Annotated in this window: 11 protein-coding genes; 9 read left to right on the forward strand and 2 right to left on the reverse strand. The window is 69.6% G+C overall.

All coding sequences use genetic code 11. The features are described 5' to 3' along the window. The 7 genes from infB to VFR90_RS13005 all read left to right on the forward strand — a co-directional run. The coding region (gene infB, locus VFR90_RS12975) for a translation initiation factor IF-2 (protein ID WP_326406563.1) at nucleotides 1-1,840 on the forward strand (1,840 nt) is incomplete at its 5' end. A 115-nt stretch (nucleotides 1,841-1,955) separates the two neighbouring features. Next, nucleotides 1,956-2,324 carry a 30S ribosome-binding factor RbfA gene (gene rbfA / locus VFR90_RS12980; protein ID WP_326406564.1) on the forward strand — a complete coding sequence of 123 codons (369 nt, stop codon included), beginning with the start codon at nucleotides 1,956-1,958 and terminating at the stop codon, nucleotides 2,322-2,324. 4 nt (nucleotides 2,325-2,328) lie between these two features. Beyond that, nucleotides 2,329-3,300, forward strand: coding sequence for a tRNA pseudouridine(55) synthase TruB (truB, locus tag VFR90_RS12985; RefSeq protein ID WP_326406640.1), 972 nt, complete (start codon nucleotides 2,329-2,331; stop codon nucleotides 3,298-3,300). Further along, the gene (gene typA / locus VFR90_RS12990; protein WP_326406565.1) at nucleotides 3,297-5,129 is read left to right on the forward strand and encodes a translational GTPase TypA; all 1,833 of its coding nucleotides are present in this window, start codon (nucleotides 3,297-3,299) and stop codon (nucleotides 5,127-5,129) included. The genes truB and typA overlap by 4 nt, the downstream gene beginning before the upstream one ends. A 22-nt stretch (nucleotides 5,130-5,151) precedes the next feature. Continuing rightward, complete coding sequence (locus VFR90_RS12995; RefSeq protein WP_326406566.1) at nucleotides 5,152-6,078, forward strand: DMT family transporter; 927 nt, start codon at nucleotides 5,152-5,154, stop codon at nucleotides 6,076-6,078. 68 nt (nucleotides 6,079-6,146) lie between these two features. Next, nucleotides 6,147-6,296 (forward strand): hypothetical protein, encoded by a 150-nt coding sequence (locus tag VFR90_RS13000; RefSeq protein ID WP_326406567.1) that lies wholly within the window; start codon nucleotides 6,147-6,149, stop codon nucleotides 6,294-6,296. A gap of 45 nt (nucleotides 6,297-6,341) precedes the next feature. Beyond that, nucleotides 6,342-7,130, forward strand: a complete 789-nt coding sequence (locus VFR90_RS13005) for an esterase/lipase family protein (protein ID WP_326406568.1) — start codon at nucleotides 6,342-6,344, stop codon at nucleotides 7,128-7,130. Nucleotides 7,131-7,142: 12 nt separating this feature from the next. On the opposite strand, the gene VFR90_RS13010 is transcribed toward VFR90_RS13005, so the two are convergent. Further along, nucleotides 7,143-7,376, reverse strand: a complete 234-nt coding sequence (locus VFR90_RS13010) for a hypothetical protein (RefSeq protein WP_326406569.1) — start codon at nucleotides 7,374-7,376, stop codon at nucleotides 7,143-7,145. A 107-nt stretch (nucleotides 7,377-7,483) separates the two neighbouring features. Continuing rightward, on the reverse strand, nucleotides 7,484-7,711 hold the full coding sequence (locus VFR90_RS13015) for a hypothetical protein (RefSeq protein WP_326406570.1): 228 nt from the start codon (nucleotides 7,709-7,711) through the stop codon (nucleotides 7,484-7,486). Between the two features lie 121 nt (nucleotides 7,712-7,832). On the opposite strand from VFR90_RS13015, the gene VFR90_RS13020 reads away from it, so the two are divergent. Together VFR90_RS13020 and VFR90_RS13025 are read left to right on the forward strand one after the other, a co-directional pair. Next, a complete protein-coding gene (locus tag VFR90_RS13020) occupies nucleotides 7,833-10,853 on the forward strand; it encodes a chemotaxis protein CheB (RefSeq protein WP_326406571.1) in 3,021 nt (1,006 codons plus the stop codon). A gap of 138 nt (nucleotides 10,854-10,991) precedes the next feature. Then, the gene (locus tag VFR90_RS13025) at nucleotides 10,992-13,631 is read left to right on the forward strand and encodes a hybrid sensor histidine kinase/response regulator (protein WP_326406572.1); all 2,640 of its coding nucleotides are present in this window, start codon (nucleotides 10,992-10,994) and stop codon (nucleotides 13,629-13,631) included. The last annotated feature ends 19 nt before the right edge of the window (nucleotides 13,632-13,650 follow it).

Raw genomic sequence — 13,650 nt, forward strand, 5'->3', positions numbered from 1 at the left:
CGGCATGCAGCGCCGCGGTCCCGGAGGCGGGCGTGGCGATCATCGTCCGTCGATGGCGCCGCAGCAGCCTGCCGGTCCGCCGCCGGTCACCCGCACGGTCACGCTCGCCGAGGGCATGACGGTGAAAGACCTGTCGGACAAGCTCGAAGTGCGCGTCAAGGACGTGCTCAAGAAGCTGCTCGACCGCCGCATGATGATGACCATCAACACGACGCTCGACACCGAAACCGCGAGCATGATCGCGCGCGAGTTCGGGGCGGACGTGAAGATGCAGACGTTCGAAGAGGAAATGCTGCAGGTCGAGGCCGAGGACGTCAGCCCGGAGGACGTCGTCACCCGCGCCCCGGTCGTCACCGTCATGGGCCACGTCGACCACGGCAAGACGAGCCTCCTCGACGCGATCCGCGAGACGAAGGTGGCGTCCGGCGAGAGCGGTGGCATCACGCAGCACATCGGCGCCTACCACGTCGAGACGCCGCGCGGGATGATCACCTTCCTCGACACCCCGGGCCACGAAGCGTTCACCCAGATGCGTGCGCGCGGCGCGAAGGCGACCGACCTGGTGATCCTTGTCGTGGCCGCCGACGACGGCGTGATGCCGCAGACGAAGGAGGCCATCGCCCACGCGAAGGCCGCCGAGGTGCCCTTGATCGTCGCGATCAACAAGATCGACAAGCCGGGCCACAACGTGGAGCGCGTGCGCAGCGAGCTGATCGCCGAGCAGGTCGTGCCCGAGGACTTCGGCGGCGACTCGCCGTTCGTGCAGGTCTCGGCCAAGACGGGACAGGGCATCGACGACCTGCTCGAGCAAGTGCTGCTGCAAGCCGAGGTGCTGGAGCTGAAGGCCCAGGTCGCCGCACCCGCGAAGGGCCTGGTGATCGAAGCGCAGCTCGACAAGGGCCGCGGCCCGGTCGCCACCGTGCTGGTGCAAAGCGGCACGCTGAAGAAGGGCGACGTGGTGCTCGCCGGCTCCACCTACGGCCGCGTGCGCGCGATGCTCGACGAGGACGGCAAGCCGACCGAGTCGGCGGGCCCGTCGATCCCGGTCGAGATCCAGGGGCTGACCGAGGTGCCGCAGGCGGGCGACGAGTTCATGGTGCTGGCCGACGAGCGTCGCGCCCGCGAGATCGCCACCTTCCGGTCGGGCAAGTACCGCGACGTGAAGCTGTCGAAGCAGCAGGCCGCGAAGCTCGAGAACATGTTCGAGAACATGGGCCAGGGCGCGGTGCAGATGCTGCCGCTGATCATCAAGGCCGACGTGCAAGGCTCGCAGGAGGCGCTGGCTTCGTCGCTGCTGAAGCTCAGCACCGCCGAGGTCAAGGTGCAGATCGTGCACGCCGCGGTCGGCGGCATCAGCGAGAGCGACGTGAACCTCGCGATCGCGTCGAAGGCGGTGATCATCGGCTTCAACGTGCGCGCCGACGCCGGCGCGCGCAAGCTGGCCGAAGGCAACAGCGTCGATCTGCGCTACTACAACATCATTTACGACGCGGTCGACGAGATCAAGTCGGCGATGGGCGGCATGCTCGCGCCCGAGCAGCGCGAAGAACTGCTCGGCACCGCCGAGATCCGCCAAGTGTTCGTCGCCTCGAAGATCGGCACGGTGGCTGGCTCGATGGTCACCTCGGGTCTGGTGCGCCGCGGTGCACGCTTCCGCCTGCTGCGCGAGAACGTCGTGGTCTACAGCGGCGAAGTCGAGTCGGTGCGGCGCCTGAAGGACGACGTGCGCGAGGTCGCGTCAGGCTTCGAGTGCGGCATCAAGCTGAAAAACTACAACGACATCAAGGAAGGCGACGTGCTGGAAATCTTCGAGATCAAGGAAGTCGCTCGAACGCTCTGACGGCGGTTCGCTCACCCTTGACGAGCCCCGCCTCTGGCGGGGTTCGTGCTTGATGGACGCGAGCCCCGCCTTTGCGGCGGGGCTTGTCTTTGGGTGATCCGCGAAGGAGGCCACCATGACCAAACACAAGCGCGCCATTCCCAACCGGAGCTTCCGCGTCGCCGACCAGATCCAGCGCGACGTTGCCGAGCTCGTGCGCGAGCTGAAGGACCCACGCATCGGCATGGTGACGATCCAGGCCGTCGAGGTCTCGGCCGACTACGCGCATGCAAAGGTCTTCTTCTCGGTATTGATGGGTGACCCCGCCGAATGCGAGACCGCGCTCAACGAGGCAGCCGGCTTCATCCGCAACAGCCTCTTCAAGCGGCTGCAGATCCACACGGTGCCGACGCTGCACTTCAGCTTCGACCGCACGACCGAGAAGGCGGCCGACCTGAACGCGCTGATCCATCGCGCGAACGCGACGCGGGCGAAGGAGGACTGAGGTGCTGACCCGCACGCGCAGCCCGCGCAAGGCACTGCACGGTGTCCTGCTGATCGACAAGCCCTACGGCTGGTCGAGCAACGACGCGCTGCAGAAGGTCAAGGGCATGCTGCGCGCGCAGAAGGCCGGCCACACCGGCACGCTCGATCCGCTCGCCACCGGCCTGCTGCCGCTGTGCTTCGGCGCGGCGACCAAGTTCTCGCAGGCAAGCCTCGATGCCGACAAGACCTACCGCGCGACGATCGCGCTCGGCGTCACCCGCGTCGGCGGCGATCTCGAAGGCGAGGTCGTCGCGACCCGGCCGGTCGCCTTCGACGACGCGCGACTCGCGGCCGCGGTGGCTTCGCTCACCGGCCCGATCGAGCAACGCGCGCCGATGCAGTCGGCGCTCAAGCACGAAGGCCGCGCGCTCTACGACTACGCGCGCGCCGGCATCGAAGTCGAGCGCGCGCCGCGCCGCGTGACGGTTCATCGCTTCGACATCGTTGCCCGGCACGCTGTCGATGCGATGGAGGTCGAACTGCGCGTCAGCAAAGGCACCTATGTGCGCACGCTGGCCGAAGACCTCGGCGAGGCGCTCGGCTGCGGCGCGCATCTCGTCGCGCTGCGCCGCCTCGCGAGCGGCGCGCTGAGTCTCGACGGCGCGGTCGATCTCGAAGCGCTGCAGGCCCTCGATCCCGACGAGCGCGAGGCCCGGCTCCTGCCGCCCGATGCGCTGCTCGGCGACGTGCCGGCGGTACACCTGAGTGCCGACGATGCCGGCCGTTTCCTCGCCGGCGTGCGCCGCCGCATCGACGCCGAGGACGCCGCCTGCCTGCGCGTCTACGGCCCGGCGGTCACGGGGCAGCCGGTTTTCCTCGGCAGCGCCCACGTCAAGGCCGGCGAGCTGATCCCGACGCGGCTCCTGAGCCCGGTCGAAGCCCAGGCCCTGGCCACGATTCCGTCTTCAAGAACGCTTCAAGCGAGCCTCCCATGACCACCGCCGACACCGCCCGCCAGATCCGCAACGTGGCGATCATTGCCCACGTCGACCACGGCAAGACCACGCTGGTCGACCAGCTCCTGCGCCAGAGCGGCACCTTCCGCGCGAACGAGAAAATCGCCGAGCGCGTGATGGACAGCAACGATCTCGAGAAGGAGCGGGGCATCACGATCCTCGCGAAGAACTGCGCGGTCGAGTGGCGGGGTATGCACATCAACATCGTCGACACGCCCGGCCACGCCGATTTCGGCGGCGAGGTCGAGCGCGTGCTGTCGATGGTCGATTCGGTGCTGCTGCTGGTCGATGCGGTCGAAGGGCCCATGCCGCAGACGCGCTTCGTCACGAAGAAGGCGCTCGCGCTCGGGCTGAAGCCGATCGTGGTCGTCAACAAGGTCGATCGCCCCGGCGCGCGGCCCGACTACGTCATCAACGCGACCTTCGAGCTGTTCGACAAGCTGCACGCGACCGAAGAGCAGCTCGACTTCCCGGTGATCTACGCCTCGGGCCTGAACGGCTGGGCCGCCACGAAGCAGGGCGAGGTCGGCAGCGACATGGCGCCGCTGTTCGACGCGATCCTGAAGCACGTGCCGCCGCACGAGGGCGACCCCGACGGCCCGCTGCAGCTGCAGATCTGCTCGCTCGACTACTCGACCTTCGTCGGGCGCATCGGGATCGGCCGCGTCAACCAGGGCCGGCTCAAGCCGATGCAGGACGTCTCGGTCTTCGCCGGCGAGGACAGCATCCCGTTCAAAGCGCGCGTCAACCAGGTGTTGAAGTTCAACGGCCTGGAGCGCGTGCAGGCCACCGAGGCGGGGCCGGGCGACATCGTGCTGATCAACGGCATCGAGGACATCGGCATCGGGGTGACGCTGACCGACCTCGACGACCCGGCGCCGCTGCCGATGCTGGAAGTGGACGAGCCGACGCTGACGATGAACTTTTGCGTCAACACCTCGCCGCTCGCGGGCCGCGAAGGCAAGTTCGTCACCAGCCGTCAGATCTGGGACCGGCTGCAGAAGGAGCTGCAGAGCAACGTCGCGCTGCGCGTGAGGGAGACCGACGAGGACGGCATCTTCGAGGTCTCCGGCCGCGGCGAACTGCACTTGACGATCCTGCTGGAGAACATGCGCCGCGAGGGCTACGAACTCGCGGTGAGCAAGCCGCGCGTCGTGTTCCATGAAGTGAACGGCGAGAAGCACGAGCCGATGGAGCTGGTGACCGCCGACGTCGAAGAACAGCACCAGGGCGGCGTGATGCAGGCCTTGGGACTGCGCAAGGCCGAGCTCGTGAACATGGAGCCCGACGGCATGGGCCGCGTGCGGCTCGAGTACCGCATCCCGGCGCGCGGGCTGATCGGCTTCTCCAACGAGTTCATGAACCTCACGCGCGGCACCGGCCTGATCAGCAACATCTTCGACGGCTACGAGGCCTACAAGGGCGAACTCGAAGGCCGCAAGAACGGCGTGCTGATCAGCCAGGACGACGGGGAGATCGTCACCTACGCGCTGGGCAAGCTCGACGACCGCGGGCGCATGTTCGTCAAGGCCGGCGACCCGGTCTACGAAGGCATGCTCGTGGGCATCCATTCGCGCGACAACGACCTCGTGGTCAACGCGGTGCGCGCCAAGCAGCTCACCAACTTCCGCGTCAGCGGCAAGGAAGACGCGATCAAGATCACGCCGCCGATCGTCCTTTCGCTGGAGTACGCGGTCGAGTTCATCGAGGACGACGAACTCGTCGAGATCACGCCGAAGTCGATCCGGCTGCGCAAGCGGCATCTGAAGGAACACGACCGCAAGCGGGCCAGCCGGGAAGCGGCCTGACGACCGCGGGCGAAGAAGCCGCATGACGCATCGCCGCGCGGTGGCGCTGATGGTGCTGGTGACGCTCCTGTGGAGCATCGCCGGTGTCGTCACGCGGCACCTCGATGCGGCGCGCAGCTTCGAGGTCACGTTCTGGCGCAGCCTGTTCAACGCGATCGCGCTCGCCGTCGCGCTGACCGCGATGCGCGGCCGGGCGCTGTGGCTCGGCCTGCTGCGCGCGCCGCGCGCGGTGTGGGTCTCGGGCCTGTGCTGGTCGGTGATGTTCACCGCCTTCATGGTCGCCATCACGCTGACGACGGTGGCCAACGTGCTGGTCACGATGGCGATCGGCCCGCTGGTCACCGCGCTGTTCTCGCGCGCCTTCCTGCGGCACCGGCTGCCGGCGCGGACCTGGCTCGCGGTCGCGGTCGCCGGGCTCGGCATCGCCTGGATGTTCGGGCGCGACGCGGGCGCGGGGCTGTCGCTCACCGGCACGCTGGTCGCGCTGGCGGTGCCGCTCGCCGCGGCGACCAACTGGACCTTGCTGCAGCACATCGGCCACGGCACCGCCGAGGCCGAAGAAGCGAGCGCCGGGCAGGACATGCTCCCCGCCGTGCTGATCGGCGCGCTGATCTCGGCGGCGGTGACGCTGCCGCTCGCCTGGCCGCTGACCGCTTCGATGCGCGACGTGGGCCTGCTGTCCATGCTTGGCGTGGTGCAGCTCGCGATCCCCTGCCTGCTGGTCGTGCGGCTCACCCGCGAACTGCCCGCACCCGAGATCGCGCTGCTCGGCCTGCTCGAAGTGATCTTCGGCGTCGCCTGGGCCTGGCTCGGCGCGAACGAGGCACCGTCGTCGAACACGCTCGCCGGCGGCGCGCTGGTGCTCGGCGCGCTGTGCGCGAACGAGCTGCTCGCGCTGCGCTCGCGCGCGCCGGTCCCGGCGCGCGCGCCCCAGCCCGGACTTCGCTAGCGCAAACCCGCTGCCGGGCGTGCAGGGGCCGCCACCAGCATGGCCCGGCAGAGCCCCCGGAAGCACCCGTGGCCCAGCAGCTCAGCGGTCTCGACGCGGCCTTCCTCGACCTCGAGGCCGCGCAGATGCCGATGCACGTCGATCCCGCGTCGATCGCGCCGGGGCCGCGTGAACGCGCCGACGGCCTGCGTTGCCGGCCTTTCGGCTGCCGGCTCTAGCACCGGCCGATAGCATTGCCGCGCCGTCCACCACACGCCTCGCCCATGCCCTTCGCCGCTGCCGCCGCGCCCCAGGAGATCAAGCCGCCGTCGGCCTTGCTGCTGCTGCTCGAGGCGCGCGCGCCGTGGGAGCTGGCGGCGCTGTGGTTCGCGAGCCCCTGGCTGCGCAAGCTGCCGCGCGGCGACGGCCATCCGGTGCTGGTCTTCCCCGGCCTCGCCGCGAACGACGCCTCGACGATCCCGCTGCGGCAGATCCTCACCACGCTCGGCTACAGCGCCCACCCCTGGGCGAACGGCTTCAACCGCGGGCCGCGGGCCGGCGTCGTCGAGGCCTGCGCCGATCTCGCGCGCAAGCTGCACGCGGACTCGGGGCGCAAGGTCAGCCTGGTCGGCTGGAGCCTGGGCGGCCTTTACGCCCGCGAGGTCGCCAAGCTTTGCGGCGATGCGGCGCGCTGCGTGGTGACGCTCGGCACGCCGTTCGCCGGGCCGCCGAAGGCCAACAACGCCTGGCGCATCTACGAGCTGCTGAGCGGCCAGAAGATCGACGCCACCCAGGTGCCGCGCGCGCAGCTCGAAGTGGCGCCGCCGGTGCCGACCACCTCGATCTATTCGCGCAGCGACGGCATCGTCGCCTGGCGCTGCAGCCTCAACGAGGCGGCGCCGCACACCGAGAACATCGAGGTCGTCGCGAGCCACGTCGGCCTGGGCGTCAACCCGCTCGCGCTGCTGGCGCTGGCCGACCGGCTGGCTCAGGACCCGGCGCACTGGCGGCGTTTCGACCGGCCGGCGGCCCTGCGCTGGCTGATGAAGCACGGGCCGGCGCGGCCCGCCTGAACGAACGCGGCTTCAGCGCCTGCCGGTGAACAGCCGGTCGAGGATCTCGCCCGGGATCGTGCGGCCGATGTCGTCGTCGACTTCCAGGCCCGAGCGCAGGTCGTAGGACGACTCGTACCACCAGCGGTCGCGCTTGCCGTCGCCGTCGTCCGGGTCGATCGGCTCGGGCGCGGGGCGCGCGGTCGCGGGGTCCGTTGCCGGCTCGCGGGCCGGGGGCGCTCGGTACTTGAACAGCAAGGTGGCCACGGTCGACTCCACAAGCACTTGGCCGACTCTAGTGCCGGCCGTTCCCTTCCGGCGACCCGGGTTCGCCCGCCCCCAAGCTCGAAGCCACCGGCTCGCGTGCTGGCGGCTCAGCCTTCGCGGAAGGCGTCGATCAGTTCGGCCGGCAGGCTGTCGAGCGGCTCTTCGGAGACCTCGAGCCCGCGCTGCAGCTCGTAGGACGATTCGCGCCAGATGCCGTCGCGCGGCGGCGCCGCGGGGCGGGCTTCGCTGACGAGGCGGTCGATGTCGATGTCGAGCGCCGCGTGTGCCGGGTCCCGCGCATGCAGCATGTCCTTCAGCAGTTCGCTCAGCTTCATCACGGTTCCGGCGCGCGCCGGGTCGGACACCGGTTCGCAACATCGTGTTACAGCGGGCCGCGAGTATGCGGGGACGGCCTGCGCGCGGCAAGCCGCGAGGGCCGACTCCTATGATCGCCAGTTGCTTTTCGACCTCGAGGCCTGCGTGAAGAACAACCCTCCGGCGGATCCGCCCCAGCCCACCGCGGCCTCCGTACCGGCACTCAGCTCGACCGGCTCATCGCCGCGGCCCGCGGAGCCGACGGAACTGCCCGATGCGCCGGAGTCGAGCTTCCCGATCGTCGGCATCGGCGCCTCGGCGGGCGGGCTCGCCGCCTTCGAGTCCTTCTTCGCCGCGATGCCGCCGGACCACGACACCGGCATGGCCTTCGTGCTCGTGCAACACCTGTCGCCCGACCACAAGAGCGTGCTGGTCGACATCGTCGGTCGCTACGCGCGCATGCCGGTCGAGGAGGCCAAGGACGGCCTCGCGGTGCGGCGCGGCTGCGTCTACATCATTCCGCCGAACCGCCAGCTGCGGCTCGAAGCCGGCAAGCTCTGGCTCAGCGAGCACGCCGACGATCGCAAGCCGCGGCTCACGATCGACCACTTCTTCCAGTCGCTCGCGCAGTCGCAGGGCGAGTTCGCGATCTGCATCGTCATGTCGGGCACCGGCACCGACGGCACGCTGGGGCTGCGCGAGATCAAGGGCGTCGGCGGCATGGCGATCGTGCAGTCCCCCGGCAGCAGCGAATACGACGGCATGCCGCGCAGCGCCATCGCCACCGGCATGGCCGACTACGTGCTCGCGCCGGCCGAGATGCCGGCGCAGCTGATCGCGTACGCGCGCCACGCCTTCGATCCGACGCGCATCCGGAGCACCAGCGGCTTGCGCAACGGCGTGCTCAAGAAGCTGTGCCTGCTGCTGCGCGGCCAGACCGGCCACGACTTCTCGCAATACAAGGAGACCACGCTGGTGCGCCGCATGGGCCGGCGTATGGCGCTGCAGCAGCTCGACAAGCCCGAGGACTACCTGCGCTACGCCCGCGAGCATCCGCCCGAGCTCGAGGGGCTGTTCCGAGACCTGCTGATCGGCGTCACGAACTTCTTCCGCGACCCGGAAGCCTTCAAGGTGCTGGAAGACAAGGTCGTCCCGCGCCTGGTCGAAGGCAAGGTCGCGCACGAGGCGGTGCGCGTGTGGGTCTGCGCCTGCTCGACCGGCGAGGAGGCCTATTCGATTGCGATCCTGCTGTACGAGCACATGGCGCGGCTGGAGCGCCCGCTGAAGCTGCAGATCTTCGCGACCGACATCGACCGCCAGGCGGTCGACCAGGCTCGCGGCGGCGTCTATCCGGCAAGCATCTCGGCGCACGTGAGCGAAGAGCGGCTCGCACGCTTCTTCGTTCACGATGCGCAGCGCGGCACCTACCGCATCCAGAAGCACATCCGCGACCTGCTCGTGTTCAGCGAGCAGGACGTGATCAAGGACCCGCCGTTCTCGAGGCTCGACCTCGTCAGCTGCCGCAACCTGCTGATCTACCTGAACCCCGACCTCCAGCGCAAGCTGATCCCGCTGTTCCACTACGCGCTCGCGCCGAGCGGCGCGCTGTTCCTCGGCACTTCGGAAACGCTCGGCGAAAGCGCGCGCCTGTTCAGCCCGGTCGATCGCAAGTGGAAGCTGTACTTCCGCTTGCCGGGCGGCCACCACGACGCGCGCCCCGCGCTGCCGGACTTCGTGCCGCCGCTGTTCGAGAGCGTGTCTCGCTCGCCGCAACCTTCGATGGAGGGCAGCCAGGACGCGACGAACCTGCGTCAGGTGACGGAGAAGGCGTTGCTCGCGCACTACGCGCAGGCGGCTGTACTGGTCAACGCGCGCGGGCAGATGCTGCACATCGTCGGGCGCACCGGCCAGTTCTTCGAGCCGGCCGACGGCGACCCGGCGATGAACGTGCTGACGATGGCGCGCGAAGGCCTGAAGCGCGAGCTGACGATCGCCTTGCACAAGGCGGTCGCGCGCAAGGAGCTTGTGCGGTACCAGGGACTGAACGTCAAGACCAACGGCGACTACTCGCGCGTCGATCTCGCGGTGCGCCCGGTCGACGTGAGCAGCGGCTCGGTGGTCTACCTCGTCGTGCTGGAGCAGCCGCCCGATCGTGCGTACCTCGGCGGCCGCATGCCCACCGATGAGGAGGCCGGCAGCCGCATCGCCGAGCTGGAGCGCGAGCTGCGCTCGAAGGACGAATACCTCCAGACCACGCTGGAGGAGATGGAGACCACCAACGAGGAACTGAAGTCCACCAACGAGGAGATGCAGTCGATCAACGAGGAGCTGCAGTCCACCAACGAAGAGCTGGAGACCTCGAAGGAGGAGCTGCAGTCGGTCAACGAGGAGCTGTCCACCGTCAATGCCGAGCTGCAGGACCGCGTCGCCGACCTCTCGCGCGCGAACAACGACATGAACAACCTGCTCGCCGGCACCGGCGTCGGCACGGTGTTCGTCGATCACCACCTGCGCATCGCGCGCTTCACGCCGGCGGCCACGCAGGTGATGAACCTCATCCCGGGCGACGTGGGTCGGCCGCTCGCCCACGTCTCGCTCAACTTCGTCGGCTACGACCGCATGGTCGAGGACATCACGGCGGTGCTCGACACGCTGACGCCGAAGGAGGCCGAGGTCCAGGTCAAGAGCGGCGCCTGGTACCTGATGCGCATCCGGCCCTACCGCACCACCGAGAACCTGATCGAGGGCGTCGTCGTGACGCTCGTGGACATCAGCGAGCGCAAGAAGGCCGAGAAATCGATGCGCCACAGCGAGGAGCGCCTTGCCATCTTCATCCACCAAGCCTATGCGGGCGTCGCCGAGATCGATCTGACGGGCCACTTCCTGTTCGCCAACGATCGCCTCTGCGAGATGCTCGGCTACAGCCGCGAGGAACTGCTCAGAAGGCGCGTCGCCGACCTGACCGACGGCGACGATCTACCGCTGCTGCGCACGATGCTCGAAGCCTTCGCGCGCGGCGGCCCCGACACGCAGATCACCAAGCGCTACGTGCGCAAGGACGGGCAGCGCCTCCAGCTGCTCGAGCGCGTCAGCGCGTTGCGCGACGCGACCGGCAAGCCGCGTTCGTTGCTCGTGCTCCTGCTCGACGACACCGAGGATTGAGGCCGGCTGCGCGTCGGTTCAGGCACCGCGATTGCCAATTCATGACCACTGGGCAGCGTGCGAACGTCTGCGCGTTTGCCCCGTGGCGCCGCGGATCGCGACGTCCGATCGTTGAATCGCTGCTTCATCCGAGCGCCGATGGCCAAGAACACCCGATCCGACGCCGAGGGACTGATGCCGCCCGACCGCGAAGGCGAGGCCCACGCCGAGGCACGACGGCGGGCCGAATCCCTCATCGCCGCCGGCGCATCGGGCTTGCCAGCGTCGCCGGCCGACGGCGACGGGCATGGCGACGCCGACAGCACGCAACGGCTGCTCCACGAGCTCGGCGTCCACCAGATCGAACTGGAGCTGCAGAACGAGGAGCTGCAGCTCGCGCAGCAGGCGCTCGAAGCCTCGCGCGACCGCTACTTCGACCTTTACGAGAACGCGCCGGTCGCCTACCTGAGCTTCGACCTCGCCGGCTGCATCGTCGAAAGCAACCGGGCGGCGCGGCGCCTGTTCGGCCTGGCGCGCGGTGAGTTCGAGCACCGGCGGGTCGTCGAGTCGATCGCCATCGAGCAACGCCCGCAGTTCCAGCGCCATGTGATGGTGATGCTTGCCGACGGCGGCGAACAGGCCTTCGAGACCGCGCTCGCCTTGCCGCATCGAGCGCCATGCTGGGTCGCGGTGCGCATGAGCGTGGTCGACAGCAATGCCCAGCACCCGCGGATCCGCGCCGCGCTCATCGACATCACCGAGCGCGTCGCTGCGCAGGAAGAGGTGGCCGGGCTCGCGGCCGTCGTCGCCTCGTCGGAGGACGCGATCGTCAGCCGAGATGCGGCCGGCCGCGTCACCACCTGGAACGAAGGTGCCGAGCGCTTGTTCGGCCGCACCGCTGCGCAGATGGTCGGCCGCACGATGGACGAACTGGTGCCCGCCGCGCAGCGCGAGCGCGAGGCCGAGATGCTGCAGCGGGCCTTGAAGGGCCGCTCGAGCACGCTGGTGCAGACCGAGCGGCTCGACGCGCGTGGCCACGTGCGGCCGTTGTCGGTGAGCCTGTCGCCGATCCGCACGCCCGGCGGTGAAGTCGCCGGCTCGGCGCTGATCGCGCGCGACGTGAGCGAGCTGCGCAGCGTCGAGCGCGCGCTCGACGAGCGGGTGCGCCAGCTCGACCTGCTGGCGCAGGCGGGGCAGGAGCTGATCCTGGGCGACTCCGTGAAGGAGCCGCTGCCGCGGCGGCTGTTCGAAAGCGTCGGCCGCGCCGTCGGCGGCGACATCCACCTGAGCTACGCGATCGGTGAGAAGCCGGCGACGCTGGAGCTGCGCGACTCGACCGGCCTGCCGGCCGCGACCCGCGCGGAGATGGCCGTGGTGTCGGTGGACGATTCGCTGTGCGGCATGGTCGTCGAGCGGCGCGCGCCGCTGGTGATCGAGTCGCTGCAGTCCGCCGCGCTGCCGCAGGCACGGGTGCTGAAGGCCGCCGGCGCACTCGCCTATGCCGGCTTTCCGCTGATGGCCAACGAGCGGCTCTACGGCGTCGCGGCCTTCGCCTCGACGACGCACGACCGCTTCGACGGCAACGATCTGCAGGTGATCGAGACCGTGTGCCGCCAGGCCAGCGCGATGCTCGAACGCAGCGAGCTGCTCCAGGAGCTGCATGCCAACGAGAGCGCGCTGAAGGCCGCGGACCGCGCGAAGGACGAGTTCATCGCGATCCTCGCGCACGAACTGCGCAACCCGCTCGCGCCGATCCGCAACGCGCTGGCGATCCTCAGGCGCGACGACGGCGATGCCGACCCGCGCCGCACGGAGTGGTGCCGCGAGATCATCGACCGCCAGGTGGTGCACATGACGCACCTGCTCGAGGATCTGCTCGACGTGAGCCGCGTCACCCGCAACCAGATCCAGCTGCGCTGCGCCGACATCGACCTGAAGCGCGCGGTGATGCAGGCGGTCGAGACGGCCCGGCCGCTGTTCGAGGTGCGCCGCCACCGGCTGGCGCTCGAGCTGCCCGAGGAGCCGGTGCCCTTCCACGGCGACCTGACCCGGCTCACGCAGATCTTCACCAACATGCTGACCAACGCGGGCAAGTACACCGACCCGCGCGGCGAGATCGCGCTGAGCCTGCGCGTCGAGCCCGCGGAGATCGTGGTCGCGGTGCGCGACAACGGCATTGGCATCGAGCCCGGGCAGCTTTCGCGCGTGTTCCAGATGTTCGCGCAGCTGACCCCGGCGCTCGAGCGCTCGGCCGGCGGCCTGGGCATCGGCCTGGCGCTCACGCGCGGGCTGGTCGAGTTGCACCACGGCACGATCGAGGCGCGCAGCGAGGGTCCGGGCAAGGGCAGCGAGTTCGTCGTGCGCCTGCCCAGGCCCGCTTTGTCCGACGGGCCGGACGGCGCGGCGCGCGCAGCCGCTTCGGCGACCACGGCGGCGCCCAAGCGGCTGCTGGTGGTCGATGACAACTTCGATGCCGCGACCAGCCTCGGCGAACTGCTCGCGCTGCAAGGTCACGAGGTGCGCACCGCGTTCAGCGGGCGGGAAGGCTTACGCGTCGCGCAGGAATGGCAGCCGCAGGCCTTGCTGCTGGACATCGGCATGGCCGACCTGAACGGCTACGAGCTCTGCCGCCGCATCCGCGCGGAGCCCTGGGGCCGCGACGCGCTGCTCATCGCCTGCACGGGCTGGGGCCAGGAAGCCGACCGCGCACGCGCGCAGGAGGCGGGCTTCGACGTGCACCTGGTCAAGCCGATCGAGCCGGCTTCGCTGGGCGAATTGCTCGCGCGTAACGAGCGCTGAGCCACGGTCCGCTGCTTGC

It is taken from the genome of Methylibium sp., assembly GCF_035762065.1.
Lineage (GTDB): Bacteria > Pseudomonadota > Gammaproteobacteria > Burkholderiales > Burkholderiaceae_C > Methylibium.

What these genes read in the sequence shown, in the direction of transcription:
- rbfA (WP_326406564.1), top strand. Translation starts at nt 1,956, where the DNA reads ATGACCAAACACAAGCGCGCCATTCCCAACCGGAGCTTCCGCGTCGCC.
- VFR90_RS13025 (WP_326406572.1), top strand. Translation starts at nt 10,992, where the DNA reads ATGGCCAAGAACACCCGATCCGACGCCGAGGGACTGATGCCGCCCGAC.
- VFR90_RS12995 (WP_326406566.1), top strand. Translation starts at nt 5,152, where the DNA reads ATGACGCATCGCCGCGCGGTGGCGCTGATGGTGCTGGTGACGCTCCTG.
- VFR90_RS13005 (WP_326406568.1), top strand. Translation starts at nt 6,342, where the DNA reads ATGCCCTTCGCCGCTGCCGCCGCGCCCCAGGAGATCAAGCCGCCGTCG.
- typA (WP_326406565.1), top strand. Translation starts at nt 3,297, where the DNA reads ATGACCACCGCCGACACCGCCCGCCAGATCCGCAACGTGGCGATCATT.
- VFR90_RS13015 (WP_326406570.1), bottom strand. Translation starts at nt 7,711, where the DNA reads ATGAAGCTGAGCGAACTGCTGAAGGACATGCTGCATGCGCGGGACCCG.